Origin of the sequence: Sedimentibacter sp. B4, assembly GCF_000309315.1 — a bacterium.
GTDB classification, from domain to species: domain Bacteria; phylum Bacillota; class Clostridia; order Tissierellales; family Sedimentibacteraceae; genus Sedimentibacter; species Sedimentibacter saalensis.
Genome location: NZ_CANG01000228.1, coordinates 1 through 426, shown reverse-complemented (window position 1 = coordinate 426; position 426 = coordinate 1). Strand labels below are relative to the sequence as shown.

Here is a 426-nt window from a genome sequence, read left to right as displayed (position 1 = left end):
AAATGGCCCGCCCTAACGATTAGATGTCCCCTTTCGGGTGACTATCACGGCCCCATTAGGACTGATTCATGTCCTCTTTCGGGTGACTCAAACAGGGCCGTCAGAGCCACTTTAGCGGATTTTGGGGCTTTCTTGGAAGAACCCTTTGACACCGGCTCCGTGCGAATGTAATGATTCTTGACGAAGTGGCTCTGGGGGGATGGAAAGTCCGGGGTCACCGGCGGACCTATCCCAAGCACCTGAAAGGGGTCTCACGTGAAGAACCTGCCCGCCAAGATCGTCGGCACCGTACTGGCCAAGAAGGAGCGCGGCGCGACCGCCGTCGAGTACGGCATCATGGTCGCCCTCATCGCGGCCGTCATCATCACCATCGTCGCGACCCTGGGCACCCAGCTGAACACGATGTTCACCGGCGTCTCCAACAAG

General features: G+C 58.7%; 1 protein-coding gene. It reads left to right on the top strand.

Annotated elements, in window-relative coordinates; all coding sequences use genetic code 11:
* Positions 1-255: 255 nt before the first annotated feature.
* The coding region (locus tag BN358_RS23200; protein WP_083851576.1) for a Flp family type IVb pilin at positions 256-426 on the top strand (171 nt) is incomplete at its 3' end.